Source organism: Candidatus Sulfotelmatobacter sp. (genome assembly GCA_036500765.1).
Classification (GTDB): Bacteria; Acidobacteriota; Terriglobia; order Terriglobales; family Acidobacteriaceae; genus Sulfotelmatobacter.
The window spans coordinates 1,672,208-1,697,642 of record DASYBM010000004.1; the positions used below are offsets into that span (position 1 = coordinate 1,672,208).

Sequence of the window (25,435 nt, forward strand, 5' to 3'; positions counted from 1 at the left end):
AAAACCTTTGGCTAGATGGAAGAAGCATGGAAAATACAAATAGAAGCCGCCGTACGATCATGTTTTCAAGGTTAGCGGGTTTGAGCTCGGAGCTAGGAACTGGCCAGCGCCTTCCGCCGCTCGCGCATGGTCTCGACTCGCTTCAAGGTGAATTGCAGGCGGTCACGTCCCCATTTCGTGCGCGTGATGGCTTTCTCAATGCTGAGGAAGATGTTCGGGTCATCCATCTTTGCGCGAATTTCCTTGAGGTATGGATAAATCTTCGCAAAAATGAGAAACATTTCACCGCTAAAGGGCGGTTGCAGAAAAAGTTCCTCGTTCAATGCACCGGTCAGTACCAATGACGCGACAATTCCCCAGTAGCCGCCCACTTGGCGCATCCAGGCGTTTTCTTGCGTCCCCATCGCCCAAACCAATTTGAGGCAGTCGTCGGCGCTTTCTGGGAAAAACTGCTCCACGTACCACTTCCGGGCTTTGCGCATCTCGGCCTCGCGGCGCAGATCGTAGAGCTCAAGGATCAGATGAGCATCGGCTGTGGTCGGTTTCTTGGCCATAGTTTTCTCCGTGTAATTTTTAGATTTGGCGCTCGCCTTCCGGAAGCCCGAAGCCGAGAGCCGGAAGCCGTCTTGATCACGCTGTGGTCGCAGCCGCTTCCGGCGGTGGAGGCGGCGCTGGCCGCTCGTAATCGCATTCTTTATTCGGACACGCGATCACCGGCCCGGCTTTGAGAAATTTCTCCACCAGATATTCGCTGCCGCAACTCGGGCACTTCTCGGGGATCGGCTTGTGCGCAGAAGTAAACTTGCAGTTGGGATAATTTCCGCAACCGTAAAACGTGTTCCCCTTGCGCGCGCGCTTCTCGACGAGTTCGCCCTCTTTGCACTCCGGGCACTTCACCCCGATAAAGTTCTGCTTCACATACTTGCATTCGGGATATCCGCTGCACGTCGTGAACTCCCCGTAACGCCCGTGGCGAATCATCATGTTGCGTCCGCACTTCGGGCACAGTTCGTCGAGCGGAATGTCGGGAACTTTTTTGCCCTGGTCGAGACGCCGCGTGGTCTTGCAGTCGGGATATCCCGTGCATGCCATGAACTGCCCGAAGCGCCCGCGCTTCAGCACCATCACGCGGCCGCAGTTTTCGCAGTATTCTTCCGCGGCGCCAGTCTCCTGCACGTCGGCTGAATCGAGATCGGGCAAATTAATCGGATTCTCTTTGGTAAAGGTGCAGGTGTTCGGATCTTCTTTATCGTAGGTGCTGCACGCATAAAACGATCCGTGCCTGCCCCACTTGATCACCAGCGGAGAGCCACACTTTTCACACTTCTCGTCGGTCGGCTTCTCCATCCGCTTGATGTTCTCCATATGCTTTTCGGCATACTTGAGATCCTTGGTGAACTTCTTGTAGAAGTCGGCCATGGCGTCCTGCCACTTCTCTTTGCCTTCTTCTATTTCGTCGAGTTCTTCTTCCAGACGTGCGGTATATTGCAGATCGAAAATGTCGCGGAAGTTTTCCACCAGCAGGTCGGTGACGACCAGGCCGATCTCCGTGGGCGAAAACTTGCCGCCAATTTTCTGCACGTACTGGCGTTCCTGAATCGTGGTCAGAATCGCGGCGTAGGTCGACGGACGGCCAATGCCCCGCTCTTCCAGCTCTTTCACCAGCGACGCTTCGTTGAAGCGCGGCGGCGGCTCGGTGAAGTGCTGTTCCGGCTTCAATTCCCTGAGAGTAAGTTTCTGTCCGGCTTCGAGCGCGGGCAGCTTGTGCTTCAGCTCCTCGTCTTCTTCGTCCTTGCCTTCTTTCGATTCTTCGTAGACGCGCAGGAAGCCGTCGAATTTCAGCACCGATCCGGTCACGCGGAACCAGAAAACTTCGTTGCCATTTTTCGCGTCGATGTCGACCGTCGTCTGGTCGAAGACCGCCGGCATAATCTGCGAAGCAACGAACCGTTGCCAGATCAGCTTGTAGACTTTGAACTCATCTTCTTTTAAGTACTGCTTGATCTGGTCGGGATGACGCATCGCCGACGTCGGCCGAATGGCTTCGTGCGCGCCTTGCGCGTCTTTTTTGTCTTTATAGGCGTTTGGATTCTCCGGCAGGTAAGCCGCGCCATATTCCTTGCCCACATATTCACGCACTTCCTGAATCGCTTCCGGCGCAACCCGCACCGAGTCGGTACGCATATAAGTAATGAGGCCGATCGAGCCTTCTTCGCCCAACTCCACGCCTTCATACAATCGCTGTGCGATCATCATGGTGCGCTTCACGCTAAAGCGCAGCTTGCGCGACGAGTCCTGTTGCAGCTTGCTGGTCGTGAACGGAGGAGCGGCATTTCGGCGGCGTTCTTTTTTATCAACCGCCCGGACAATCCAGTCGGCCTTCTCTAGAGCGGCACGAATCTTTTCCGCGTCTTCGCCGTTAGTGACTTCAATTTTTTCCTCGCCCTTGCCCAGAAACCGCGCATCGAACGCCGGCGGCTTGTTGGCCGCAAGGTGCGCATCGATCGTCCAGTACTCGACCTTCTGGAACGCTTTGATCTCGCGTTCGCGCTCCACAATCAATCGCAGAGCCACGGTCTGCACACGTCCCGCCGACAGGCCGCGACGCACTTTATCCCAAAGCAGTGGCGAAACCTGATATCCGACGAGCCGGTCGAGCACACGCCGCGCCTGCTGCGCATCGACCAGATTCTGATCGATCGCCCGCGGATGCTCAAATGCCGCCTGCACCGCGCGCTTGGTAATTTCATTGAAGGTGACGCGCTGAATGCGCGGAGGCGGTTCCGCTTCACCCTTCTTTAACTTTACTTTCTTGGCTTTTTTCCCTTTGCCGTTGTCGCCGAGTTCAAACGCCAGATGCGCAGCGATGGCTTCACCTTCGCGGTCCGGGTCAGGCGCCAGATAAATCGAATCCGCCGCGCCCGCCAGCTTCTTCAGCTTGGCCACAACTTTTTCTTTGCCGGGGATGACGACGTAATCCGTCTCGAAGTCGTTCGACGTGTCCACGCCCAATGTGCTCTTGGGCAAATCCCGCACGTGGCCGTAGGAGGCCTCGACCGTGAAGCCTTTGCCCAGATATTTCTGGATGGTTTTCGCCTTACCCGGCGATTCGACAATGACTAAACCTTTAGACAATGGATCCTCTGTTTCCTTTAATTCCGTTTTCGAAGCTAGCACGAATTGGCGGGATGCAACAAGTTACTGCAAGAAAGCTCTTGGCTCTTGGCTGTTGGCTTTTGGCTTGAATCCTTACGCCGCGGAGATATTTCTGATCTTTGCGGAGAGTGCGGATAACATTTTCAGCACTCTCTCAGTCTGCGAGTTCAGCGGCGTAAAACCCTCTTCGGACAGGAAGCCCAAGTCTTTCGCCAAAAGAAGATGGTAGGAGAGTTCTGAGCCGGAACCCATCGCAATTTGGACAAATCGAGCCATCTCCCCATCCGACCTTCGCCCACAGCCTTCCGCCAAGTTCGCGGCAATCGAAGAAGAACATCGTCGGATCTGGCTGATCATCCCGAAGCGCTCGTCCTTGGGAAACGTCATTGTTACTTTGTAGACAGCCAAAGTAAGCTGATGTGCTTCATGCCAAACCCGCAAGTCCTTGTAATTTCTCATGAGGCGCCTCCTCGGTACTGAATGGTTCAAGCCAAGAGCCAAAGGCCAATAGCCAAGAGCGCTAAAAGCTTTTCACAAAATTCTTCCCCGGCATCTGCCGCACTTTGCCGGCGAGCTCGAGTTCGAAGAGCGCGGCGAAAATTTCGGAGGACGATAACTGCGCCTCCAGCTTTTCGACAATCTCATCGATGTGCGTGGCTTCGTCGGCTTTCAGCAGGCTCAGGATTCGCTTCTCGTGAGGAGGGAGCCCTTCGTCCGGGAATAGAGATGCGGAGGAGGCGCCGGGAGATTCAGGCGAGGCGGGCGGAGTCAATGCAAGTCGTACTTCTGCCGGGAGATCTTCCCACACATCTTCCCAGGTCGCGACCAGCTTGGCGCCCTGTTTGATCAGTGTGTTCGGTCCCCAGGAATTTTTGTTGGTGACGTTGCCGGGCACGGCGAAGACGTCGCGATTCTGTTCAAGGGCGCAGCGCGCGGTGATGCGCGTACCGGAATATTCCGCGGCCTCCACCACGAGCACGCCGCACGACATGCCGCTGATAATCCGGTTGCGGATGGGGAAATTTTGCGGCGCGGCAAACGTGCCCAGAGGAAATTCCGAGATCAACGCGCCGCCCAAAGCCAGAATCTGTTCGGCGAGACGCGAATTTTCTTTGGGATAAATCACGTCGACGCCCGTGCCAAACACCGCGACAGTCTTGCCTTTGGCGGAGATCGCGCCGCGATGACTGGCGGTATCGACACCGCGCGCCATGCCAGAGATGATGACGAGCCCCTGCGCGGCGAGATCGCATGCCAACCGCTCGGCCATGCCCGAACCATAAGGCGTGGGATGGCGCGTGCCCACCATCGCGATGCCAGGCCTGGTCAGCACATCAACATTTCCGCGCACGCGCAGAATCAGTGGCGGATCGTAAATTTCCTTCAAGCGCGGTGGGTATGAGGCATCGTCGAGCGAGAGCAAGGTCACGTCGATCGATGCGGCCTGTGCAATCTCTTCGCGCGCCAGAGCCGCCGACTTGCCCGTGGCCAGCGATTGCGCCGAGACCGCTTGAATGCCGGTGCTCTCAAGCTCTGTCAAAGACGCGCGGAAAACAGCTGCGGCCGAGCCGAAATGCTCCACCAGCTTGCGCGCCCTGGTCGGGCCCAGGCCGGGAGTCAGCGAAATGGCCAGCCATTCCAGCAGATGGGTCGAGGATGATGACGATGACGCGGATACCGCGGCGTTGGACACAATTCGCTCCGAGCGGACTGTAATCACCGGCGGAGAAGCAAGTCAAGGTTATCCGTCACAAGGTTTGAGTTAAAATTGTGGAAAGATGAGCCGTTTCCGTATTTCCGCCATTTCTTACCTCAATACCGCTCCCCTGATGTGGGATTTCGAGCACGGCCAGGCCGGCCGCGACTTCGATATTTCGTACACGCTGCCCTCGGCATGCGCGCGGGCGCTGGCGGAGGGGACTGCCGATATCGGCATCATTCCGGCGGCCGCGTATGCGGAGATCCCTGGCCTCCAGATACTCCCCGACGTCGCAATCGCTTCGCGGCGAGCGGTGCGGTCAATATTGTTGGTCAGCAAGGTTCCGGTAGAGACAATTCGCACCATCGCGCTCGATACATCGTCCATGACGTCGGTGGCGTTGACCAAAGTTCTGTTTGAGAAGTGGCTGGGCGGCGGAAGAATCTTTACGCCGATGCCACCCGACATCGACAAGATGCTGGTCGAGCACGATGCCGGACTGCTCATTGGCGATCCCGCGCTGAAAGTCGATCGCGCGCGCTTCCACACGCTGGACTTGGCGGAAGAATGGATTCGCCACACCGGCAAGCCGTTCGTCTTCGCCTTCTGGGCAGTGCGTTCGGCGGCGTTAGCGGAGGCTGCCCCGTCGCTGGATCTGCCGGCTGTCTTTCAGAAATCTCGCGATCACGGGCTGGAGCCTTCCAGTCTCAATCAGATCGTCCGCGAATGGGCGCCGCGCCTCAATCTGACCGAAGCCGACGTGCGCAGCTACCTTACCCAGAATATTCATTATCGGCTCGATGCCGGGTGTCTGGAAGGCTTGCGTTTGTTTTATCGTTACGCAATGGAAGTTGGCGCGTTGGCGGCGACGCCGGAGCTGCGGTTTGCCGAAACGAAAGTATTCGATTCTGTACATACAGTTTAGCATTACTTGTATGTACGTATAATGAACTGGGTGAGACGGTCCCGAATTTCCAGCCTACGGATCGCCCCCTGCAATGCCCTTTCCCGAGCCGGAAATGGGCCTGGCAGCGACGATCTTTCCTCGGGGCAGGGATGACATCATCCGCCGTGCGGTCGCGCGTCCTGCGGGCCCCCGGGCCGTTCTACGACTTTTCAATCACTTGCACGAAGAGTCAATCACTTACGGGGATTCGCGGCGATCAAGCTCATCGGCACTGACTCGCTGGCTGAAAACAGCAGGTCCTCCACTCCGCCGCCCTTCCCTTCGGAAAGCACATGCTTCGGTCGGGATGACAATTCTCCAGGCACGCCGATGGTTTAAGCTGAAACAGGACAATTGCCTTGAGCCTCTTTCAACCCATCCCGAATGCCGGCAGCGCCGCCGATGCCACCCGGCCGCTGGCCGATCGTATGCGGCCGCGGACGCTCGATGAATTTGTCGGGCAGGAACATCTGATCGGTCCCGGCAAGCCGCTGCGCACGCAGGTCGATCGTGACGACACGGGGTCGCTCATCTTCTGGGGACCGCCGGGTACGGGGAAGACTACGCTGGCGAAGATTATCGCCGGCATGACCAGGGCGGAGTTTATTGAATTCTCCGCCGTGCTGGCGGGGATCAAAGAGATCAAGCAGGTCATGGCCGATGCCGAGCGAGCGCGGCAGTACGGCACGCGCACCATTGTCTTCATCGATGAGATTCACCGCTTCAACAAAGCGCAGCAGGATGCGTTTCTGCCGCATGTGGAGAAAGGCAACATCCGGCTGATCGGCGCGACCACGGAGAATCCTTCGTTTGAAATCAACTCTGCGTTGCTGTCGCGCTGTCGCGTGTATGTGCTGAAGCCGCTGACGGAAGAGCAGATCGTGCTGCTCCTGCGGCGCGCGCTGGCCGACCACGAGCGCGGACTCGGCGACAAGAATCTGACGGCTTCGGACGATGTGCTGAAAAAAATTGCCAGTTACACCAGCGGCGATGCTCGCAGTGCCTACAACGTTTTGGAGGTCGCCGCGGGCCTGGCAAAATCCCCACTCCTCGCAAAAGACGCGAGAAATGGGGCACCCGGGGAAGAGCCATCGCGTGAGATTACCGACGACATCGTTCGCGACGCGCTCCAGAAGCGGATTCTGCTGTACGACAAGTCGGGTGAAGAACATTACAACCTGATTTCCGCGCTGCACAAATCGGTGCGCAACAGCGATCCGGATGCGGCGCTGTATTGGCTGGGCCGCATGCTGGAGGCGGGTGAGGATCCCTTGTATGTGGCGCGGCGCGTGGTGCGCATGGCCGTCGAAGATATAGGCCTCGCCGATCCCAATGCGCTTCCGCTATGCATGGCGGCGCGTGATGCCGTCGACTTTATCGGCATGCCCGAGGGCAACCTCGCACTGGCGCAGGCGGTTGTGTATCTGTCGGTCGCGCCCAAATCGAATGCCCTGTACACGGCTTACGGCGAGGTCCAGCAGGATGTTGAGCAGACTGCGGCCGATGCCGTACCGCTGCACCTGCGCAACGCTCCCACTCGTTTGATGAAAGGGCTTGGCTACGGAAAGGATTATCAGTACGCCCACGATCTCGAAGGAAAAGTGGCCGACATGCAATGCCTGCCCGACAATCTCAGCGACCGCGTGTATTACCGGCCAACAAACGAAGGGGTGGAGAAACGCATTCGCGAGCGCATGGAAGAGGTGAAACGGCAGCGTTCGCGGGCCTCCGGGGGCCATTCTTTGTCTTCCGATCTAGCCTCAAAGAAAGAATCGTAACGCTCCTCTCGGACATCTGATTGACATCTGTACGTGTTCGGACAAGCCACCTTCCGCGTCAAATAGGAGTTTTTATGGCTACGACTCCCCGCGCCGCCGGCAGCGAGATTCTTCCCGTTCGTCCTGTGCCCATCGATCTGATCGACGATCTGCAACGCGTGCAAAAAGCCGCGCAGCGGATCACTTCGATTCTCGATCTCGACCAACTCATCGACAGCGTGGTCAATGAAGTATGCGACTCCTTTGGCTGCCTCGAGGCCAGCATTTATCTGCATGACGAAGAACATGGCGACATGGTGATGACGGGAGTGCGCGGATGCACCGTGAATGGCAAGGGATTTCGCCTGAAAATTGGCCGCGAAGGATTGGTGGGCCATGTTGCCTCGACGGGACAGATGCGTTATGCGCCCGACGTGCGCAAGGATGAATACTACATCGGATGCGAGAACCCGACGCAGTCGGAAGTCGCCATTCCGCTGCGCGTGGGCGAGCGGCTCGTGGGAGTGTTCACCGCGTCGCACCACGAGTTGGACGCTTTTCCGCGGCAGCAATTAAGAATTTTGCAGGCGCTGTGCGATCATGTGGCGATCGCCGTGAACAACGCGCGGCGATTTCAGTACGAGCGTGCGGAACGCGCGGTTATGGACCGCGAAGCTCAGGAGGCGCGCCTGATTCAGCAGGCGCTGCTGCCGAAAAGTTCGCCATATATTCCGGGCTTTGTCGTTTCTGGTTTGAGCGTGCCGGCGCGTGCGGTGGGCGGCGACTGGTACGACTTCATTCCCTTCCCTGACGGACGCTGGGGATTGGTGCTGGCCGACGTTTCGGGAAAAGGCACGGCGGCCGCGCTGCTGATGTCGGCGACGCGCGGCGTGCTGCGTTCGCTCGCCGAAGCCTGCTGCACTCCGGGCGAGGTGCTGACCAAGCTGAATGAGTTGCTGGTCAATGACTTCCCTGCCGGAAAATTCGTGACCATGGTTTATGCGGTGCTCGATCCGGCTACGCGCAATGTCGTCTTCGCCAATGCCGGCCATTTGCGCCCGCTGTTCATCGACGGCGATGGCGAGCACTTCTTAGAGACTGAACGGGGACTGCCGCTGGGCCTCGGGTGCGGGGATTATTCGGAAACGCAGATTTCGCTCTCCGCAGGATCGAAGCTCGTCTTCTACAGCGACGGCATCACAGAAGCTGAAAATGCGAATCAGGAAGAGTACGGACTTGGCCGTCTCGCTGAACACGCGGCGAAGCCCGATGCTTCGGCGGTGAGCATTGTGGAGGACGTGCGGGCGTTCTCCAATGGATCAGGTGTCCGCGACGACGCCAGCGTGGTGTTTGTCGGCGTTGGGCACTAAGGCTAGCGCAGTCGCGCGCGATGTTCTTTGAGGATGCATCGGTCCATCACTACGAAACTTCCAGCCTGGCGGGCCTTCTCGGCGGCTCGCTCGTTAATCACTTCTTCCTGCATCCAGATGGCCGGGACTTTGAGTTGGATGGCTTGGTCGACGATTTCTTCGACGAATTCGGGACGGCGGAAGATATTCACGATATCGATCTTTTCTGCTTTTGGCACGTCCAGTAGCGACGCATAGGCCTTTTCGCCAAGGCACTCGTCGATTTGAGGATTCACCGGGATGATGCGATATCCGTGGCTTTGCATGTAGGCGGTGACGCCATGGCTGGGCCGCAGCGGATTGCGGGAGAGGCCGACGACTGCGATGGTGCGGGCTTGTTTGAGGAGGTCGGCGATGGGATCGGCTGGCATGAGTGAAGTTTGAGGTACGTGCTTGGCCGGTTGAGCTTGAGATCCCTTCGACTCCGCTCAGGGCAGGCTCTTCTCTTCGCCTGAAGAACGGCTCCGCTCAGGATGACATCTCCGATACGCGAAACCGCATTGCTTTACTTCTTGGCGGCTTGTTCTTCTTTCTGTTTAAACATTTTCATCGCCAGTTTGCGGACCGTTTCGGGCACTTCCTTATTTCCGGAGACGGCCTTGAGATCCGCGGATAACAAGTGTTTCATCAAGCCGAGCGCCAGATCGAGCGGCGTGCGCGGATTCGCCACCAGGTTGCGCACGACTTTGTAGTTCTTCATGAACTTGCGTTTGAGCGGAATCTGGCGCAGCACGGCTTCCAGCACGTTTTTCTGGCTGGCGAATTTTTCCACTTCGCCGTCGGAAAGTTTTGGGGCCTCGAGGACGGCCAGCGCGACAACTTTTGTGCCATCGCGAATCAGCAGCGAGCGCTCCTCTTTGTTGCCCTTCAATGCCAACTGGATGCGGCCCTTGATGTCGAGGCGGTTAATTTTCTGGAGCGCATTCTCGCGTACGGCCGGGGCCGCCGGCTTCTTCGCGGGAGCAGCGGCTGGCGCGGCGGGAGCCGCTGCCGCAGGCTCCGGCGCAGGAGCCTGGGCAACATCGTGAACTGGAAAATAATTCTCGCCAAGCAACTCAACGATTCCGCCAATGGCCTGAAACGGTTTCTCGCCCTGCGCAGCAATGTCTTCGGCGTGTTCCTCGAAGTAGGCCGAGGCAACGGCATCGGCTTCGGGATCGGGAGCGGCCTCCGCGGTTGCCGTTGAGTCCAGCGCCTCGGTCGAACCGGCGGGTACTGCCTTGATTGGGGACACTACAGGGGACGTGTTATCTTCGGCGGCCGGAGCATTATCTTGCGTGGCGTCCTGCGCAGGAACGGCATCGCTGGCAGCCGTCGCCAACAGCTTGCGCAGTTCTTCCGCCTTCGGCTTCTCCAGATACGGATTCGCCAGCAGCGCCTGAAGTACGCCGTTCAGCGAACGCACTCTCGAACTGGCGAGCATCATCTCGATTAATTCCTTCGATGCGCCGACGCCGACTTTGACCAGTTGGCCTTCGGAGATCGAGGGATTTTCGAGAAGAGCGGGAAACAATTTCGGACGCAGATTGTCGGGCGAGACGAAATAATTCAGGACTTCGGACGGGGTTTGGGGGTCGGCGGCGGCGGCGATCGAGGACTTTTCGTCCCATCCCGCCAAAGTCATCTTAGCGACTTCGCCGAAGACCGGATTGTGCCGCGCGAGATGGACGAGGATTTCAATATTTTCCGCTGCGGGCACCTGCAAGGCGCCGCGCGCGGCGAACTGCATCATATTGGAGGGCAGCTTCGAAGCGCGGATTTGATCGATGGTGCGTGGCATGCAATCAGGCCTTGGCGGTAGCTGGCACGGTGCGACGAGAGGTGCGACGGCCGGAAATTGTTTTCTCTTCCGCTTGAGATTCAAGCGCCAGCGAATCCAATTCGTTCACGGCCAGTTCCAGGTCGCGCGTGATGCGATTTCGCGGGTGCTCAAGAAATATATCCCGCAACGTCCGATAGTACCAAAGCGTGCCTTCGCGTCCACCCTTGAACCGTGACCAGACCGATTCGCCGAGGGCACGGTAGTCGCTGAGAATGGAGCGGACATTGTTTAATTTGTCGGCGGCGGCGACGAGGCGTGTATCCGCATCCGACACCTTCAGCTGTGCGATGAATTTTTCTTTGCGCTCGCGCCACGGAGGCTTGGGATAAGTGTCGGCATCGGTGCAATCTTCAACGATCTTGGCCACGCGCTTGCCAAAGCGCCGGCGGACTTCCCCGAGCATGGGGGCTCCGCCGCAGTCTTCCACCACGTCGTGCAGCAGGGCGGCGATGGCAAGGTCTTCGTCGCCTCCGGCTTCGAGAACGAGAGATGCGACGCCCATCAGGTGTGCGATATAGGGAATGGTCGATGCTTTGCGGGTCTGGTCTTTGTGTTTGTCGGCGGCGAACGCGAAGGCGCGCAGGAATCGAGGACCGAGTTTTACAAATTCCTTTCGACGATGTGGAACCTTGATCATTTTCCGGCACGCGCGAGCAACCATCTAGTATTCGTCATCCTACTACTTGTCATCCTGACGGGCGCGTTCTGTGCGGCCGGAAGAATCTATGTATTCTTCTGGCAGCGCCACTCTGCGGGCAAAATGCAGAGGTCCTTCGGCCCGCAGAAAGCGCGGTCCTCAGGATGACACCTACTTGCTTGCAATAAAAGTGCTCTCTCTACTGCTTCTCTCCCCGGCGCGCCAGTAAATAGGCGCGAATGAAGGGCTGCAAATCGCCGTCGAGTACGCGGTCGACGTCGCCGACTTCGGTCTTGGTGCGGTGATCTTTGATCATGCGATACGGCTGGAGCACGTAGGAACGAATCTGCGATCCGAATTCGATGTCGAGCTTGGAGTCTTCGATCTTCTTGGTGGCGGCGCGCTTTTTCTCCATTTCGAATTCATACAGTTTGGAGCGCAGCATGCTCATGGCGCGCTCTTTATTTTTGTGCTGCGAGCGCTCGTTCTGGCAATTGGCCACCAGGCCGGTTTCGATGTGCGTGATGCGAACCGCGGAATCGGTGGTGTTGACGTGCTGCCCGCCCTTGCCGCTGGAGCGGTAAGTGTCGATGCGAATATCTTCCGGCTTGATGACGATTTCGATGTTGTCGTCGATCTCCGGCGAAACATAGACGCTGGCGAAAGAAGTATGCCGGCGCTTGGCCTGATCGAATGGGGAGATGCGCACCAGGCGATGCACGCCGATCTCGCTCTGCATCAGGCCAAAGGCGTACTCGCCGTTCACCGCGAAGGTCGCGGACTTCAGGCCGGCTTCTTCGCCGGGCTGGTAATCGTAGAGCACGGTCTCAAAGCCCTGGCGCTCCGCCCAACGCAGATACATGCGCAGCAGCATGTCGGCCCAGTCCTGCGACTCGGTGCCGCCGGCTCCGGGATGAATGGTGACGATGGCGTTGCGGGCGTCGTTCTCGCCCGAGAGCAGCGTCTCGGTTTCGAGTTTGTCGAGCAGATCGCTGAGGGCGGTAATTTCGCGTTGCAAGTCGGCGTCGACATTTTCGCCCTCTTTGGCGAGGTCGAAGTAGGCGGCGATGTCTTCGCCGCGACGCGCTAACTCGGCATCGTGCGCCAAAACCTGCTCCAGGCGCTTCTTCTCGCGCATTACCTGTTGGGATCGTTGCTGATTCGACCAGAGATTAGGGTCGGCGGACTGCTTCTCGATTTCGGCTAACTGCGTGCGGACTTTTTCCGCGTCAAAGATACTCCCGAAGTTCGTGGACCTTCTTGCCCAGCTTCTCGTATTCCAGCACCAGCTCTTGATTCATGAGGACAGGCCAACCTTCTTGGGATCGCGAAGTATGGGATCGCGGAGTGTGAAGCGCGTGAGCAGCGCTCCCATAGAAATTATCGCACAGGCGAATGCGAACCAATCGCCGTGACGAGTGTAGAAGGTGGTTACGGAAGTGAGCGCGTAGGGCGCGACCAGCGCGGTGCGCTCTTTGCGCGGAATTCGTGCGACGACTCGACCCCAGGGATCGATCGAGGCGGTAACGCCAGTATCGGTCGCGCTCAGCAGCCAGCGATTGTTTTCGATGGCGCGCATGCGAGTCTGGTTTAGATGCTGCGCGTAAGCGCCGCTGTCGCCGTACCAGCCGTCGTTCGAAATATTCACGAACGCCTGAGCGCCATCGTTGGCAAACTGGCGGACTTCGTCGGGGAAGACGGATTCGTAGCAGATGAATACGCCGAGTTGTTCGCCGCCGGCATTAAGAGGATTGCGCGCTGCGCCGTGCCGAAATTCGCCGACTTCTTTGGTCAAGCCGCCGGCGAATGAAAACAAGCTTGGAAACGGCAAATATTCGCCGAAGGGAACGAGATGGACTTTGTCGTAGCGGGCCGTCCAGTCGCCGCTGGGGCTGACCAAGGCGGCGGAGTTGAACACCGGCGATGTCGTGCTGCCCGGAGATGCCGGTGATGTTCCGATCGCTCCGGCGATCACCCATGCGTTGGATTGGCGAGACATCTCGCTGATCGCGGTGCGAAATCGCGGGTCGTTGGTGAAGAAGGGGGCAGGCGACTCCGGCCACACGATCAGGCCGATCTTTTCTGCGGCCGCGGATGCTTGGGCGCGTGATTTATCGTTCGCCGCAGATTTCACGCTGAGCCCTGTCAATTCATTCAGCGTTTGCTGAAGATAGGCAGGAGTCCACGGAATCGAGACCGGAATATTCTGCTGCACCAATAGCGCCGCATGATCTGCCCTGGCGGGAGGAGCATCGATCAACCGCCCCGCCTGCAAAACTGCGGCGGCCGCTAATGCCGCAGCCAATAGTGCGAAGCGTTTCTGGCGGGGAACCAGAAATGCCGCGGCCAGCGCGACGTTGACCAACACAATCTCAAACGAGATGCCGTAGACGCCCGTCCATCCGGCGATGTGGCAGAGTGCGATGTTGTCGACCTGCGCGGTACCGAGCAGGTCCCAGGGAAAACCTGTAATGCGCGTGCGCGCCAACTCGACGGCGACCCATACAAACGGAGCCAGCACGAGCGGACGGCGGAAGTCGCCGGCCAGGCCAGCGAGCAGGCTGATCAGGAGGCCGAAAAATCCGTGATAGAGGCCGAGATAGCAGCAAAAGAGAAAGAGCGTCAGCACCGCCTCGGGAGCGCTCAGACCGCCGTACTGCCGCATGGTGTCGTAGATCCAGTAACAGGTGCCGGCGTACCAGAGGATTCCGCAGGCGTAGCCGAGAAGAAATCCCTGACCCGGCGTGGCCGGGCGCAATCGAACGGAGCCGGCAATTTCAAGTTCGCTTGCGGGCCGCGCGCGCAGGAGAGCGATAATGAGCGGAGCAAGCGCGAACCACGAGAGCACGTAAACGCCGGGAAGAGGAAAGATGAGGGTCTGAAGAATCGCCGACAGTACGATCAGAAGCCACGCGCTGGAGTGGATTTGCCGCACGGAAAAGGATAACAAAAGAAGCTTTCAGCTCTCAGCTATTAGCTGCTAGCTACTAGCTTCTAGCTTCTAGCTCCTAGCTCCTAGCTTCTAGCTCCTAGCTGCTAGCTAGTAGCTTGAATTCGTTCTGTCAGGCTTGCGCGGACGAAATCTGCGATTTCTTTGGTTACGTAGTTTGGCGGTGTGATTCGAAATATTGGGCAATTCGCTACTGGCTTCAGGGAGACGGATTGCCACGCCGCTCCTTCGATTGATTGATGCAGAATAACTGCATTCGCACGGTCGAGGAATTCGCGCGCTGAATTCTTGAAATCTGGGGTCGCGGGGTCGAGCACTGTCAGATATAAGTCCGGGCGTAGAAATTTCAGCACGCTGTTCGATTCGATGATCACGTTGCGTGCGCCTTCGAGTCGACGACGCAGAGTCGGCATGGCTTCGGCCAGGCGGCCCTGTTCGGTGCGCGCCCACAACGATTGCACCGCACCCGCGACTAAAAATCGCGATGTGTCGGACTTGCCAGTTCTGTCGTGTTCTTCCGTGATCGCCCACGAATGATCGGCGGTCGCGCAGTCACAGGCTTCGCCGTTGGCGGAGCAGATGCCGTGCCCGTACTGTGTGATTTTTACGGCGGTCCAGGCGAACTCAGGCAAGGCTGCAATCAGACCCGCAACCACGCTCGTTTTGCCGACGCTGCGCGAGTGTCCGCCAATGACGACCAAGGCCACGTTTAATCCTTTTTCAATTCTTTCTTGTTTTCAGTTGGTGTCTTCATTTTTGCCAGCCGCGCCAGCGCAGCCAACTGCTTCAGATAATCGCGCAGCGGCTGTGCAGGGGTTCCCCAGAATGCAACGCCTTTGCCGCGCAGGATTTTGTTGGGCAGAACTCCGCCCTGTCCGCCGAGCATCACGCCTGCTTCCAAGCGTGCGTGCTCGCCGATTCCAACCTGGCCGCCCAACACGACGCCATTCTCGATGACGATGCTTCCCGAAAGGCCGGTCTGGGCGGCGATGACGACGTCTTCGCCGATGTGGCAGTTGTGGCCGATGTGGACCAGGTTGTCGATCTTCGTGCCGCGGCCGATGCGGGTTTCATCCAGCGCGCCGCGATCGATAGTGGTATTGGCCCCGATCTCGACGTCGTCTGCGATGACGAGGCGACCGACTTGGGGAAATTTTTCGTAATGTCCAGTCTTGCGATCGCGCACGTAGCCGAAGCCGTCGCTGCCCAGCACTGCGCCGGCGTGGACGATGACGCGGTCGCCCAACGTGGTGCCGGGATAAATGGTGACGTTGGGATAGATCTCGCAGTCGCAGCCAATCTTCACTTCGGCGCCGATGTTGCAACCGGCGGCAATCCGCGTGTGCTCGCCGATCTGCGCCTGGGCGGCAACGACGGATTCTTCGACGATGACGCCCGCCCCAAGTTTTGCCGAAGGATGAATGATGGCTGTTGAGTGTAACGACGCTGAGTGCGAAGATAGCGGCGTATTTCCATCAGACTGCGGGATCTCGCGAAACAAACGCGCCGCACGGGCAAAAGCGAGTTTGGGATGATCGCTGATGAGAAGCGGCCGCTTGGCGCTCGCAGTGGCCGCGAGGTTCGCTGCGGGCTTAGCTGCGAATTCTCCCGCAATCACGGCTGCCGCCGGAGATTGCAAAGCTGCGGTCAGATGTTTCTCGTCCTCGACGAAAACCAGATCGTCCGGGGTTGCCGATTCGATGCTGGCCACAGCGCTCACCTCGGAGTTGGCTTCGCCTATCAGGCGCGCTCCGGTTGCTTCGGCAATCTGCCGCAAAGAGAGCTTCATCGCTCCCACTGTATAGCAGCGAGGTCCGAGGAAGGAAGGGCGGGACAATGCAGCAAGACAGCGGCGGCGGGATTCGCAGGCTTCGGTGGACTTTAGCTAGGGCGCGCTTAGGGCGCCGTGCAAGTATTCGTGCCCTGGCACATCAGGAAAGTGCCGCTTTGGTTGGCGCAGCTGGGATCCCCTGCACCGCCTGTCAATTGCCAGGTGCCGATCACAACGCCGTTACTCAGCGTTCCCGTCGTCGTGGTGGTTCCGTTCGAGGTACCGGTGAGGCCGTTTGGGTAGCTGGTTAGCACAAGCTGATTCACCGACAAGTCCGACGTAATCGAAAATGTCAGGGCGCCGGTGACCTGATCGGTTGAGGTATTGGTCGTGAAGGAGGCTGAGCCAGTCTCGGTGGTAGTGGGGCCGGTTACCGGGGTGGCAAAGCATGCGCCTTGGTTAATAAAACCGATGGTGATATCCGACAGCGGACCGGAGTTCTCCACATTAAATGCAGTGATGAAGTTCAGCTTGCTGGCCTCGCCTGTGCCTCCAATCAACTGCGCTTCCCAATTGCCGCTGGTGGAGGTATTGGTGGTGGTACTGGGAGTGGTGCTGCCGCAGCCGGCTACTGCGAGTTCCAGCGCCAGCACCATCAGGATTGCAAGCTTCTTCATGTACCGTCCTTTGGAATTGGGGTCCTTACGAGAATAGAGAGATGCGGGCAGGGCCGTCAATGGATGCTAAGGGGGATAGTGGTGCAGGGCTTACGCTCCGCGCTCGTTAAGCCTGAGATCCTTCGCTCCGCCTGAAGAACGGCTACGCTCGGATGACAATCCCGTTTAGAACGTTAAGCTGCACCACTACCTAAAGCAGAGCCGCAAACTTACGCTTTCTTCATGGTGAAAAAGCCGGAGCCGGTGCAACTGGTGCCCGACATGGTCCAATTGCCGGAAATCGTGTTGCCGGTGGCCGTCCCAGTGAGTGTGAGGGAATTGCCCGCTGGAGTCCCGGATTTCACCACGAACCCGAACGCGCCATTGACCTGGCCATTGAAGTTTCCACTCAACGTAAACGACCCGCTCGGGGTTTCGCCGGAGACAAAGCAGGGCGAGTTACTGGTGAACGTGAAGTTGGAGACGGTCAGAGATCCGCCGCTGTTCACTACCAGCGAGGTGCCGAACGTGAAGGCCGTAACGTTATTGGTGTCGGTCAATGTGGCGTTCCACGTGCCGTTAATATTGGAAGGGTTGGAACCGTTCGAACCGCAACCCACCAGAATCAGTCCTATTGCAAGTAACACCGCCGCTGCCAAATACCTCATGTATATCCCTCGGTTTGAGATCCGAAGAGCGCGATGATTAGATGCGGGAAGAATCGGGCAGGATGGCCTGGAGGCCGTGCTGGACACGGCTTTCAGCCGCAAGCTAAAGGAACGGGACGAACACCGAAAACGATCTATACAACGATCGATACTATGATCTATACTATGATCGATACTGTGTGATAGACTGTGGTATCGACCAAGGAGTGCAACCGTGCCCCAGACCGCTAAACTCTTTCGCAATGGCCGCAGTCAGGCGGTCCGCTTGCCCGCCGAGTTTCGCTTTACTGGTGCAGAGGTTTTCGTGCGCCGCGATCCCGCCACCGGGGATGTCATTCTCTCGCGCCGCCCCGAATCCTGGCAGGATTTCTTCGATCTCGCGGACACGCTTGATATTCCCGAAGACTTTCTGTCGAATCGGCTTGACGCCCCGCCGCAAAAACGGAAGCCCTTCTAATGCCGGTTCGCTATCTTCTCGACACGAACATGGCGAGCTATGTGATCAAGGGTAACGCTCCGCGAGTGCGTGAACGGCTGCTGAAAGTGCCCATGTCGGAAGTTGGGATTTCGGCGGTGACAGAGGCCGAGTTGCGCTTCGGCGTGGCCCGTAGACCGGACGCTGCGCCGCTCAAGCTGGCAGTAGATGAATTCCTGCTGCGGGTGGAGATTCTGCCTTGGGACTCGGCCGCCGCGCAGCATTACGCAACCCTGCGCGGCGCTCTCGAAGATTCAGGCACGCCCATCGGCAATATGGACATGCTGATCGCCGCCCACGCTGTCGCCGCAGGCGCGGTGCTGGTCACTCATGATCGGGTGTTTCAGCGTGTCAAGCATTTGCAGGTTGAGGATTGGACCAAGGGCCAATGAGGGGCAGCGAGGTTCAGGGCGTTCTGATTCGGCTGGCCACTTCAGGTCCGAGACGCCGAAAATCCTGGATATCCCAAGTGTAGATCACTTCGGCGGAGGCTTTTCGCGCACACCGAGCTAGCAGAAAATCATACAGCAGCCCCCCGACGATGCCCATCGCGGCGGCCTCTCGAATCGCAGAGGAATATTCACGGCTGTTCAGTGCGATTATCGTCAGGTGCTCTTCAATGCCCTCGATAAAGAACAAGACCTGCTCGCCGCTTACGCGATGTTTTCCGGGCAGGCGGGTAAGAACCGAATAAAGTTCGGCCAGGCTGTGCGCCGAGCAGCACGCATTCTCTCTGTTGGCAGCTACAAAAGCAGCCAGACTCGCCTCGTGATGCTCGTGTTCTACATTAAAAACTGGGATGAGAACCGAGGTGTCGAAGAACCATTTCAACGGGTCCGGCCTCGTTTGCGCGGAGCGATGGCGGATTCCCCAAGGTTTTTGCGGTCGCGCTCCCGCCGAATTTCGGTGAGGGTATCATTCACGGTTTTGGCCGAGAGGGGCTCGCCGCTGCTGAACACCCAGACCCCGCACTTCTTGCGTAGAGTGCCAGTTCCGCGTACCGGTCGCAAAACAATCTGCTGCTCTGAACTTTCCAGTTCCAGCCTATCGCCAGGACTAAGTTGCAGTTCATCGCGCACCGGCTTGGGCAGCACCACGCGTCCAGCCTTGTCGACAGTCAGTTGGAGTGTCATGAATGGCATTATAGGATGCCATTTGCCATCTGTAAATGGCATTCAATACTCTACCTCCATGTCCTCCGCGACGGGCGCGTCAATCCCAATATCAGCAGGGCGATCGACACTCCCAGGAAAAACCCGCTGGCGAAATGGGAAAAGTCGCTTCCGGCCCACAGATGCAGGGTCAGGCCGATTGCCAGGGCCAACGAACCTGCGGCGGTAAACAAACGATTACTACGCCCGGTCACACTGCCTCCTTTGTGCCAACTGTTCTGCGGCCATTGAGAGAAGCGGGAGAGCCTGCCCCTGAGCTTGTCGAAGGGAGTGCCCGCTCCACGCTTAATTCGTCACACAAGCCTAAGCGCCGCGCTTCGACTTCAACTCCACCAGCAACTGCTCGATGCGGTCTTCTTTTTCGAGCGCGGCGAGGCGATCGTCGAGGTTGTCGCCGGCGATTTCCGACTTCGCCTGGCTCACGGCTTCGGAATGCGCCACTTTGCGTTTCATCCGCTCGAAGGCCGCGGTCTTCGAGCCATCGCGTGAGGCCATGCGGGCGTCGCTGGCCTTGCCTACGGCGCGGGCGCGGCGATGCTGCGCGATCAGCACATCGGCCTTGCCTTGCGCTTCGGTGAGCTTCTGTTCGAGCTGGCGCAGCGCAGATTTCAGGTTTTCGACTTGGGCTTTTTGATCGCTGACTTGCTGCGAGAAGTTTTCGCTGAGTTCGCGATAGCTCTCCACGCGCAGCAATGACGCGCGCGCCAGGTCGTCTTCTTTTTTGTCGACGGCGAGTTCGGCCTTGCGCATCCACTCGGCCACTTTGTCCGAATTCTCTTTCTGTTTTTTCTCGAGCAGATGCTGGTCGGCGATGGCGATCGCGACCTGGGTTTTGACTTGCAGAAGCTGGTTCTGCATGTCGAGGATCACTTGCTTGATCATCTTTTCCGGGTCTTCAGCTTTGTCGATCAGGTCGTTGAGGTTGGCCCGGACCAGTGTAGAAACGCGTTCTAGTAATGCCATGGTGGACTCCTTTTGTAGAAAGCTTCTAGCTGCTAGCTCCTAGCTTCTGGCTTGGAGCTGCTTGCTTCTGATTTCGTGGGCGCGGTGGATCTGTGCGCACTGCGGACACTTCGGCTCTCTGCGGGGGAATGAGGCGCCCAGGACCATTCCAATGGCGACGCCGAGGGCGAGCCAGACGCCGACATTTCCGGCCATGACGCCGACGGCTACGCCAAGGGCCGCTCCCAGTGACAGGCCTAGAGCCACGTAATTTGGTTTGCTCGCCATAACTTCTGCTCCTGAGGCGCTGCTCGCCTCGCTGCGCTTCGCGGGACGGGCGAAGGCGCCCGTCCCCACACACCCCCCGTTCCCCACACGCCCGCTTATGGTTTCGGCGAGTCGGCCGGCTTGGGGACGCGGTCGCCGATCTGGCGGACTTTGCCGAGAAAATCGCCGAGCGGCATGCCGGACAAAGTTTCGAACAGCGCGGGCACTTGCGCCGCCATCTTCGTAATGTCGCCGGTGACTTTGTACATGCCGGACGCGTCGCCGTTTCCGGTGGAGACGATTGTGATCTTGTCGACGTTGGCCAGCGGAGCGGCCAATGCCTTCACGATCTCCGGCATACTGGCGAACAGTTTGTCGATAACCGCCGCCTGGTTGTATTCCTGATAGGCCTCGGCTTTCACGTTCATCGCTTTGGCTTCGGCTTCGCCCTTTTTGAAAATGATTTCGGCTTCCGCTTCGCCTTGCGCGCGAATCGACGACGCCTGGCCTTCGGCTTCCGCGATCAGACGCTGCTTCTCGGCGGCCGCGAGCGTTTCGATTCGCTGACGCTCGATCTCCGCACCTTTCAGCACTGTGGCGATTAATTCTTTTTCGCGGCGATTGATTTCCGCCTCCTGGACTTTCACCTGTTGCTCTTTCTCGACCTGCTGCACCTTCACCTGTTCGGCGATGACCTGCTGCTGCATGATGTTGGTCTGGATGTCGTAGGCCTTATCCGCTTGCGCCTGCTGGCGTTTGGTGACTTCCAGGTATTGGGCTTTCTTGATTTCCAGGTCGCGCTGGGACTCGGCTTGCTTGGCCAGCGACAGCGTTTCGGCGAGCACGCGCTCCTGATCGGCTTGCGCCTTGGCCACAGCCGATTCGCGCGTCAACGCGGCTCGCTTGATAGCCGTGTCGCGGTCCGCTTCCGCGGTGGCGACATCGGCGTCGCGCTTGATGCGCGCCACATCCGGCTTGCCCATGTTGGTGATGTACTCGTTCTTGTCGCGAACTTCCTTGATGGTGAAGGAGATGACTTCCAGCCCCATCTTGTTCATGTCCTCAGCGCAAGTGCCGCGCATGCGGTCGGACACCATTTCGGGCTGCTTGACGATTTCTTCGACCGTGAGCTGACCGATGATGCCGCGCAGGTGGCCTTCCATGACCAGGCGAATCAGGCCTTCGCGCTCCTGATCGGACTTGGTGAGAAACTGCTCGGCCGCAGTGAGCACCGATTCGCGATCCGACTTGACCTTGATCTGCGCGACGGCTTCCACCGTGACCGCGACGCCTTGTTTGGTGTATAGATCCTGTTGCGGCGCCACGTCGAACGACATCAGCTCCAGCGACAGATCCTTGCAGATTTGCACCATCGGGAAAACGAGAGTGCCGTGCCCCTGCACGACGCGCGTTCCACCCAGGCCGTAGACGATGAGTGCCTCGTGCGGCCCGGCTTTGCGATAGAGCCTGGCCATTCCGCTCATCAAAAACAGGATGACCATCACTCCCAGCCCGACAAAAATCCAGATCGTGACCATTGACGACAATCCCAATCCCATAACGCCTCCTGTAAATCTAAAATTTGTTAGTGCGAGCGCTCCATCGTGGCGCGTATCGAATCACATAGCGGCGGACGCATTCATCCGGGCCAGGCATGACCGACCCGGGCATTACTGACTTAGTGCGGGCGGATGAATGCGTCCGCCGCTACGTGAAACGAGCGCAGCCCGCGGCGCTTGCTCGTTCTGCTGCAGGTTCCATTTCACGATCGAGTCGTTGACGTACCACAGAATCGCGATCACTATGTAGAACACGATCAGCATCGGCCACGCGGAGCTTGGTTTCAGTGCATGCACAATCAAAGCGGAGATCGTGAACGAGAGCACCAGTACGCCCATAGCGCCGAGTCCGAGCATTACTGCTCCTTCGCGCGACGTGTAGCCGTTGGGCTGCCAGTTGGCGTCGAAGTGTACAGCCATCCGCATGGGGAGTTGGTCCCAGGCTCGCCAGGAGTTCAGAGCCGTCATCGCGAACGCCAGCCACATCAGCCAGACTGCCGGTTTGTAGAAGCTGCGATTCATAGAATCTCCGAGTACGGTCTTCGAGTACGGCAGTGAACAATGGTTCGGCAACAAGCGACTAACGATCTCCTGACATTTCGCTCCACAAGCGCACGTAAGCAATTCCCTTCTCGTAGCGCGTGACCATGACCTCGGTTCCCTTGGCTATGGCGCTGCCATCCTCGCTGCGCGCGCCGCAGACGCGGCGAGTACCGGCTTGCGAATACAAGACTTCACCTGTACCTCCGTCGCGGATCGAAACGCATAGGCGTCCGAGCACGCCCACCATTTCGTAATCGCCAGGGTCCATGTTCTCTTCGTCCGACATCAAAACCCTGCTCAGGAACAGAAAAATAATTCCGCCGCCGACCAGTCCCGCAACTACCGACAGCGTTAAACCCAGACCAACCCACACCGATGAAAAGCGCGTGAGCAAATAGCCGGTCCCGCCAAACCACGCCAGAAAAGCAGTGAGCGTGACGAAGTTGAACGGCGAAACGCCGTTGTGCATGGGCGTGTTCGGATTCGAGTCCGTCGATGACACGGATGCACGCCCTGCGCGTAGCCCCTGCGTGCCCGCCGCCGAAGCGTGCGCTCCTGGGCCGTGTGCCGCTGGCAGATGCGGAACATGCGCGTTGCCATGAAAATGCGGCAGGTGCAGGCGGCCAAAGCGCGAGCCTCCAAAGACGAACGAAAAAAAACTGAAGCAGAAGCCGACCGCGAAACAGATTAGATAAAAATCGGACCAATCGAGCCTGGTCAAAGTCATCGCCGGAATCATCGCAGGCATCACCCAAGCTAGAACTATCGAGGTCATCGCATCCGCCTCTCTTCCCCGGTCGCGCCACGCTCGGTCGTGGCGCGATCGGTGGTACGCGCGTTCGCACGGCGATGATTGCCGTTGCCAGCCGTCAGTTCGGGCCGCAGCGCTTCCAGCAAGCGGTCCGCCAGCTCCGGCGTATCGAGGATTGCGCCCAAGAGCAGGAAACAACGCCGCGTGTCTTTCTCGCGGGCCGCTTTGATCAGCACCTGGCTGACGTCGGGATCGTTCGCGAATTTTTCCGAGCCTTGCAGCAGCCAAACGTCGAGCTGGCCTTCGGTGGTGCGCAAGTCCGACGTCAGCTCGGCGTGGTAGCCCGCAGGGTCATCCACCAGAAAGCCGGGGTGCACCTTGAAAAACTTCGCCAGCAGCGCGCGCGAGGACTGGGTCATGTGCGGACGCGCGCCGTTTTCAATCTGCGAGAGATACGACTGGCTGATCGTCGTGCCCTTGGCCCGTTTGCGGCCCTTACCTGCCTCTTCGCGAATCGCGCGGACGAGTTCCAGCTGGGTCAGGGGGCGACCCAGTCCGCGCAGCGATCCTTCGACCTCACGCAGATACCGAATTTTCTCGCCCAGTTTCACCGAATGCCCCCTGGCGGCTTATATTTCATTTCGCAATAATACTATTGCAATTTGCGATTCACGTCAAGCAGGCCATGTGGCGCATTATCACAAACTTGCGGATTGGATTTTTAGGAGCGATCGGCTTTGGGGTAGACCGTGGGCCTAGAGGCCGGCTTCGATGCGCGACCGCGGATCGAGATAATCGCGCAGGGCGTCGCCGATGAAGTTGAAGCTGAGCACCGCGAGCATGACGGCGAGCGCGGGAAACAATACGAGGTGCGGGGCGTCGAACAGATGAGCGCGGCCGTCGTTGAGCATCGCTCCCCAACTGGCAGTGGGCGGGGGAACGCCGAGTCCGAGAAAACTCATGGTGGCTTCGGCGAGAATGGCTCCGGCCATGCCGATCGCGGCCTGCACGACAACTGGCTGAATGATGTTGGGCAGAATGTGGCGCACGATGATGCGCAAGTCGCTGGCGCCGAGAGCGCGCGCCGCTTCGACGAATTCGCGTTCGCGGGCGGCCAGCACTTGCCCGCGAACCAGGCGCGCGTAGCCCACCCATCCTCCGAGGGAAAGGGCGAGTACGAGATTGAAAATGCCGGGGCCGCGAAAGGCGATGAAGGCGATGGCCAGCAGGATTCCGGGGAAAGAGAGAAATGCATTCATCAGAACGACGTTGACGAAGCGGTCGATGGCGCCACCGTAGTAGCCGGCAATCGATCCAATAATGAGTCCAAGCCCCAGAGAGGTTAAGACGACGGAACTGCCCACCAGCATGGAGATGCGCGCGCCGTAGATAACGCGAGAGAAAATGTCGCGGCCGAGTTCATCGGTGCCGAACCAGTGTGCGCTGGAAGAAGAGTCGAGGCGCGCGGGCAGATGAATCGACGCCGGGTCTTGCGGCGCGATCCACGGCGCGAACAAGGCGAAGATCATGAAGAGGACGACCAGCACGACTCCGATTGCCGCCAGCGGATTGTGGCGGGCATTAGTCGCAATGCGGCCCGCAACTCCGCGGCGCGTTCGCGAGATAGCGGCGGTAGACATAATCTAGAAATCGTCGGTCGGCTTGAGAGCGTTCGCGAAATATGTTCTCATAAAGAATAATGCCGGGAGCGCATGATCTCTCCGCGTGCGCGCCGTAACCTCAGCTTGAACCCACATCTAAGGAGGAAATCATGAGTAAAGTCTCGTATATTCCCAAGGACTACAGCTCCGTCACACCGTATTTGGTTATCAAGGGCGCAGCCCAAGCCATTGAATATTACAAGAAAGTTTTTGGAGCCACGGAAACCGTTCGCATGAATGGTCCCGACGGCAAAGTCGGCCACGCGGAATTGAAGATCGGCAACTCGCACATCATGCTGGCCGACGAAAATCCTCAGATGGGGCAAGGACACACCAGCCCGGCCACTGTCGGCGGCAGTCCGGTAAGCCTCTATGTTTATCTTCCCGACGTCGACCGCGTGGTTGAAAACGCGGCGAAAGAGGGCGCGAAAATTCTGAAGCCGGTGCAGGATCAGTTCTACGGGGACCGCTCCGGTTTCATTCAAGATCCGTTCGGACATCTGTGGGGGATTGCCACGCACGTCGAAGACGTGTCGCCCCAGGACATGAAAGAGCGGATGCAGAAGATGATGCCGGCGGCGTAAGTTGGGTTAG

At 58.5% G+C, this 25,435-nt stretch carries 29 protein-coding genes; 6 read left to right on the top strand and 23 right to left on the bottom strand.

Annotated features, from left to right (window positions below):
• Positions 1-92: 92 nt before the first annotated feature.
• From VGM18_09980 to dprA, 4 genes are all read right to left on the bottom strand, one after another.
• Positions 93-554 carry a hypothetical protein gene (locus VGM18_09980; GenBank protein ID HEY3973322.1) on the bottom strand — a complete coding sequence of 154 codons (462 nt, stop codon included), beginning with the start codon at positions 552-554 and terminating at the stop codon, positions 93-95.
• A 76-nt stretch (positions 555-630) separates the two neighbouring features.
• Entirely contained in the window at positions 631-3,135 is a 2,505-nt protein-coding gene (topA, locus tag VGM18_09985) for a type I DNA topoisomerase (GenBank protein ID HEY3973323.1), read from the bottom strand.
• 114 nt (positions 3,136-3,249) lie between these two features.
• Complete coding sequence (locus VGM18_09990; GenBank protein ID HEY3973324.1) at positions 3,250-3,615, bottom strand: four helix bundle protein; 366 nt, start codon at positions 3,613-3,615, stop codon at positions 3,250-3,252.
• Positions 3,616-3,676: 61 nt separating this feature from the next.
• A complete protein-coding gene (gene dprA / locus VGM18_09995) occupies positions 3,677-4,849 on the bottom strand; it encodes a DNA-processing protein DprA (protein HEY3973325.1) in 1,173 nt (390 codons plus the stop codon).
• A gap of 85 nt (positions 4,850-4,934) precedes the next feature.
• On the opposite strand from dprA, the gene VGM18_10000 reads away from it, so the two are divergent.
• From VGM18_10000 to VGM18_10010, 3 genes are all read left to right on the top strand, one after another.
• Positions 4,935-5,780, top strand: a complete 846-nt coding sequence (locus VGM18_10000) for a menaquinone biosynthesis protein (protein ID HEY3973326.1) — start codon at positions 4,935-4,937, stop codon at positions 5,778-5,780.
• A gap of 380 nt (positions 5,781-6,160) precedes the next feature.
• Complete coding sequence (locus VGM18_10005) at positions 6,161-7,579, top strand: replication-associated recombination protein A (protein HEY3973327.1); 1,419 nt, start codon at positions 6,161-6,163, stop codon at positions 7,577-7,579.
• A gap of 74 nt (positions 7,580-7,653) precedes the next feature.
• On the top strand, positions 7,654-8,928 hold the full coding sequence (locus VGM18_10010; GenBank protein ID HEY3973328.1) for a GAF domain-containing SpoIIE family protein phosphatase: 1,275 nt from the start codon (positions 7,654-7,656) through the stop codon (positions 8,926-8,928).
• A 2-nt stretch (positions 8,929-8,930) separates the two neighbouring features.
• Here VGM18_10010 and VGM18_10015 read toward each other — a convergent pair whose 3' ends face one another.
• The 9 genes from VGM18_10015 to VGM18_10055 form a co-directional block, all read right to left on the bottom strand.
• Positions 8,931-9,338: a CoA-binding protein gene (locus VGM18_10015; protein ID HEY3973329.1), complete on the bottom strand. Its 408-nt coding sequence runs from the start codon at positions 9,336-9,338 to the stop codon at positions 8,931-8,933.
• A 134-nt stretch (positions 9,339-9,472) separates the two neighbouring features.
• Positions 9,473-10,747, bottom strand: a complete 1,275-nt coding sequence (locus tag VGM18_10020; protein ID HEY3973330.1) for a hypothetical protein — start codon at positions 10,745-10,747, stop codon at positions 9,473-9,475.
• A gap of 4 nt (positions 10,748-10,751) precedes the next feature.
• Positions 10,752-11,426, bottom strand: coding sequence for an HD domain-containing protein (locus VGM18_10025; protein ID HEY3973331.1), 675 nt, complete (start codon positions 11,424-11,426; stop codon positions 10,752-10,754).
• A 199-nt stretch (positions 11,427-11,625) separates the two neighbouring features.
• A protein-coding gene (gene prfB / locus VGM18_10030) for a peptide chain release factor 2 (GenBank protein ID HEY3973332.1) occupies positions 11,626-12,727 on the bottom strand; the annotation gives its coding sequence in 2 pieces (ribosomal slippage) (positions 11,626-12,657 and positions 12,659-12,727; 1,101 coding nt in all).
• On the bottom strand, positions 12,724-14,376 hold the full coding sequence (gene lnt / locus VGM18_10035) for an apolipoprotein N-acyltransferase (GenBank protein HEY3973333.1): 1,653 nt from the start codon (positions 14,374-14,376) through the stop codon (positions 12,724-12,726). The genes prfB and lnt overlap by 4 nt, the downstream gene beginning before the upstream one ends.
• Before the next feature lie 86 nt (positions 14,377-14,462).
• Positions 14,463-15,083, bottom strand: a complete 621-nt coding sequence (locus tag VGM18_10040) for a hypothetical protein (GenBank protein ID HEY3973334.1) — start codon at positions 15,081-15,083, stop codon at positions 14,463-14,465.
• 2 nt (positions 15,084-15,085) lie between these two features.
• The gene (lpxD, locus tag VGM18_10045; protein ID HEY3973335.1) at positions 15,086-16,165 is read right to left on the bottom strand and encodes a UDP-3-O-(3-hydroxymyristoyl)glucosamine N-acyltransferase; all 1,080 of its coding nucleotides are present in this window, start codon (positions 16,163-16,165) and stop codon (positions 15,086-15,088) included.
• A gap of 107 nt (positions 16,166-16,272) precedes the next feature.
• Positions 16,273-16,824, bottom strand: coding sequence for a hypothetical protein (locus VGM18_10050; GenBank protein HEY3973336.1), 552 nt, complete (start codon positions 16,822-16,824; stop codon positions 16,273-16,275).
• 209 nt (positions 16,825-17,033) lie between these two features.
• Positions 17,034-17,471, bottom strand: a complete 438-nt coding sequence (locus tag VGM18_10055) for a hypothetical protein (protein HEY3973337.1) — start codon at positions 17,469-17,471, stop codon at positions 17,034-17,036.
• A gap of 214 nt (positions 17,472-17,685) precedes the next feature.
• Between VGM18_10055 and vapB the strand changes: the two genes are divergently transcribed.
• Positions 17,686-17,928, top strand: a complete 243-nt coding sequence (gene vapB, locus VGM18_10060) for a type II toxin-antitoxin system VapB family antitoxin (protein ID HEY3973338.1) — start codon at positions 17,686-17,688, stop codon at positions 17,926-17,928.
• Complete coding sequence (locus VGM18_10065) at positions 17,928-18,338, top strand: type II toxin-antitoxin system VapC family toxin (protein ID HEY3973339.1); 411 nt, start codon at positions 17,928-17,930, stop codon at positions 18,336-18,338. The genes vapB and VGM18_10065 overlap by 1 nt, the downstream gene beginning before the upstream one ends.
• A gap of 13 nt (positions 18,339-18,351) precedes the next feature.
• Here VGM18_10065 and VGM18_10070 read toward each other — a convergent pair whose 3' ends face one another.
• From VGM18_10070 to VGM18_10115, 10 genes are all read right to left on the bottom strand, one after another.
• Positions 18,352-18,777 carry a PIN domain-containing protein gene (locus tag VGM18_10070; GenBank protein ID HEY3973340.1) on the bottom strand — a complete coding sequence of 142 codons (426 nt, stop codon included), beginning with the start codon at positions 18,775-18,777 and terminating at the stop codon, positions 18,352-18,354.
• Positions 18,774-19,079 carry an AbrB/MazE/SpoVT family DNA-binding domain-containing protein gene (locus VGM18_10075; GenBank protein ID HEY3973341.1) on the bottom strand — a complete coding sequence of 102 codons (306 nt, stop codon included), beginning with the start codon at positions 19,077-19,079 and terminating at the stop codon, positions 18,774-18,776. The genes VGM18_10070 and VGM18_10075 overlap by 4 nt, the downstream gene beginning before the upstream one ends.
• A 50-nt stretch (positions 19,080-19,129) precedes the next feature.
• Positions 19,130-19,312 (bottom strand): hypothetical protein, encoded by a 183-nt coding sequence (locus VGM18_10080; protein ID HEY3973342.1) that lies wholly within the window; start codon positions 19,310-19,312, stop codon positions 19,130-19,132.
• A 109-nt stretch (positions 19,313-19,421) separates the two neighbouring features.
• Positions 19,422-20,081, bottom strand: coding sequence for a PspA/IM30 family protein (locus VGM18_10085; GenBank protein ID HEY3973343.1), 660 nt, complete (start codon positions 20,079-20,081; stop codon positions 19,422-19,424).
• Positions 20,082-20,120: 39 nt separating this feature from the next.
• Entirely contained in the window at positions 20,121-20,348 is a 228-nt protein-coding gene (locus tag VGM18_10090) for a hypothetical protein (GenBank protein ID HEY3973344.1), read from the bottom strand.
• A gap of 95 nt (positions 20,349-20,443) precedes the next feature.
• A complete protein-coding gene (locus VGM18_10095) occupies positions 20,444-21,886 on the bottom strand; it encodes an SPFH domain-containing protein (protein HEY3973345.1) in 1,443 nt (480 codons plus the stop codon).
• 111 nt (positions 21,887-21,997) lie between these two features.
• Positions 21,998-22,408 carry a DUF1648 domain-containing protein gene (locus tag VGM18_10100; protein HEY3973346.1) on the bottom strand — a complete coding sequence of 137 codons (411 nt, stop codon included), beginning with the start codon at positions 22,406-22,408 and terminating at the stop codon, positions 21,998-22,000.
• Between the two features lie 58 nt (positions 22,409-22,466).
• On the bottom strand, positions 22,467-23,204 hold the full coding sequence (locus VGM18_10105; GenBank protein ID HEY3973347.1) for a hypothetical protein: 738 nt from the start codon (positions 23,202-23,204) through the stop codon (positions 22,467-22,469).
• A complete protein-coding gene (locus VGM18_10110; GenBank protein HEY3973348.1) occupies positions 23,201-23,791 on the bottom strand; it encodes a helix-turn-helix transcriptional regulator in 591 nt (196 codons plus the stop codon). Before VGM18_10110 ends, VGM18_10105 begins: the two co-directional genes overlap by 4 nt.
• Before the next feature lie 144 nt (positions 23,792-23,935).
• On the bottom strand, positions 23,936-24,820 hold the full coding sequence (locus tag VGM18_10115; GenBank protein HEY3973349.1) for an ABC transporter permease: 885 nt from the start codon (positions 24,818-24,820) through the stop codon (positions 23,936-23,938).
• 131 nt (positions 24,821-24,951) lie between these two features.
• On the opposite strand from VGM18_10115, the gene VGM18_10120 reads away from it, so the two are divergent.
• Positions 24,952-25,425 carry a VOC family protein gene (locus VGM18_10120; protein HEY3973350.1) on the top strand — a complete coding sequence of 158 codons (474 nt, stop codon included), beginning with the start codon at positions 24,952-24,954 and terminating at the stop codon, positions 25,423-25,425.
• Positions 25,426-25,435 lie beyond the last annotated feature (10 nt).

Excerpts from the sequence above, each read along its gene's own strand:
- VGM18_09980 (HEY3973322.1), bottom strand. The coding sequence starts at position 554 with ATGGCCAAGAAACCGACCACAGCCGATGCTCATCTGATCCTTGAGCTC.
- VGM18_09990 (HEY3973324.1), bottom strand. The coding sequence starts at position 3,615 with ATGAGAAATTACAAGGACTTGCGGGTTTGGCATGAAGCACATCAGCTT.
- VGM18_10000 (HEY3973326.1), top strand. The coding sequence starts at position 4,935 with ATGAGCCGTTTCCGTATTTCCGCCATTTCTTACCTCAATACCGCTCCC.
- VGM18_10010 (HEY3973328.1), top strand. The coding sequence starts at position 7,654 with ATGGCTACGACTCCCCGCGCCGCCGGCAGCGAGATTCTTCCCGTTCGT.
- VGM18_10015 (HEY3973329.1), bottom strand. The coding sequence starts at position 9,338 with ATGCCAGCCGATCCCATCGCCGACCTCCTCAAACAAGCCCGCACCATC.
- VGM18_10020 (HEY3973330.1), bottom strand. The coding sequence starts at position 10,747 with ATGCCACGCACCATCGATCAAATCCGCGCTTCGAAGCTGCCCTCCAAT.
- VGM18_10025 (HEY3973331.1), bottom strand. The coding sequence starts at position 11,426 with ATGATCAAGGTTCCACATCGTCGAAAGGAATTTGTAAAACTCGGTCCT.
- lpxD (HEY3973335.1), bottom strand. The coding sequence starts at position 16,165 with ATGAAGCTCTCTTTGCGGCAGATTGCCGAAGCAACCGGAGCGCGCCTG.
- VGM18_10050 (HEY3973336.1), bottom strand. The coding sequence starts at position 16,824 with ATGAAGAAGCTTGCAATCCTGATGGTGCTGGCGCTGGAACTCGCAGTA.
- VGM18_10055 (HEY3973337.1), bottom strand. The coding sequence starts at position 17,471 with ATGAGGTATTTGGCAGCGGCGGTGTTACTTGCAATAGGACTGATTCTG.
- VGM18_10065 (HEY3973339.1), top strand. The coding sequence starts at position 17,928 with ATGCCGGTTCGCTATCTTCTCGACACGAACATGGCGAGCTATGTGATC.
- VGM18_10075 (HEY3973341.1), bottom strand. The coding sequence starts at position 19,079 with ATGACACTCCAACTGACTGTCGACAAGGCTGGACGCGTGGTGCTGCCC.
- VGM18_10085 (HEY3973343.1), bottom strand. The coding sequence starts at position 20,081 with ATGGCATTACTAGAACGCGTTTCTACACTGGTCCGGGCCAACCTCAAC.
- VGM18_10090 (HEY3973344.1), bottom strand. The coding sequence starts at position 20,348 with ATGGCGAGCAAACCAAATTACGTGGCTCTAGGCCTGTCACTGGGAGCG.
- VGM18_10095 (HEY3973345.1), bottom strand. The coding sequence starts at position 21,886 with ATGGGATTGGGATTGTCGTCAATGGTCACGATCTGGATTTTTGTCGGG.
- VGM18_10100 (HEY3973346.1), bottom strand. The coding sequence starts at position 22,408 with ATGAATCGCAGCTTCTACAAACCGGCAGTCTGGCTGATGTGGCTGGCG.
- VGM18_10105 (HEY3973347.1), bottom strand. The coding sequence starts at position 23,204 with ATGACCTCGATAGTTCTAGCTTGGGTGATGCCTGCGATGATTCCGGCG.
- VGM18_10115 (HEY3973349.1), bottom strand. The coding sequence starts at position 24,820 with ATGTCTACCGCCGCTATCTCGCGAACGCGCCGCGGAGTTGCGGGCCGC.
- VGM18_10120 (HEY3973350.1), top strand. The coding sequence starts at position 24,952 with ATGAGTAAAGTCTCGTATATTCCCAAGGACTACAGCTCCGTCACACCG.